Source organism: Vibrio sp. 03_296 (assembly GCF_002265885.1).
This window is the reverse complement of the sequence record NZ_NPKW01000919.1, coordinates 1-689: the sequence shown is the minus strand read 5'-3', so window position 1 is coordinate 689 and position 689 is coordinate 1. Positions and strand designations below refer to the sequence as shown.

2 pseudogenes are annotated in these 689 nt (G+C 44.0%); both read right to left on the bottom strand.

Annotated features, from left to right (window positions below):
* Positions 1-49: 49 nt before the first annotated feature.
* Positions 50-178 (bottom strand): annotated as a pseudogene (locus tag CIK04_RS28845) (nicotinamide riboside transporter PnuC); the annotation flags it as partial.
* Between the two features lie 254 nt (positions 179-432).
* Positions 433-689, bottom strand: a pseudogene (locus CIK04_RS28840) (hypothetical protein); the annotation flags it as partial.

The following is a 689-nucleotide window of genomic DNA, read 5'->3' as shown; positions in this document are numbered from 1 at the left end:
ATAGCGTCACGTTAATCAACCAAATAGATAGTTGAATGGTTTTTTCCTAGGCTGGCAAACMAATGCAAAGCAAACCAAAAATGGTCCCAATGGCTTCAATCCAGCTCATCGCATAGCCATCACCAATCGGAATATTCACAAGCGTATTATTGATATCAAATAGGGAGAACAGCTCCATATTAGGTCCTTTTTATCGAGTGTTATTGGATAGAAAGATGGTATATCCCGCAACAAGCAAAAAGGGAGGACATTTGTCCCCCCTAACTGGTGTGCGATCATAATTTGAATCAATCGTTCTTTCTATGATTAATTCGGTTCTCTCTAATAGGTCATGCAGCAAAGAACTGTGTTCAGTTGATTTTGCTCCAGCTCGAGACTTTGGTGTTGATAAAGCCACATTCGATCAACGCCCGCTCAATGGTCCCCTTTTGTCTAAGGATCGCGATGCCTTGATTGAGGCGCGTTGAGCCAGTTTTTCGCTTTCAGGAATGTCGGGAGAGAATGAAATAGTCGCGAACCAGTTAAGCCAATTTTCACTTTCGGAATAGGGTAAAGCTGAAAACCTCGGGTGGTAAACGAAAGATCATCAGACACCTGAAATGGTGCCAGCAGGAAATCGACTCGGTGGCGGCCCACCATATCAACCATATTGCCCCAATCGGCCACATTGAGTAAGTTACTCAGCGGCA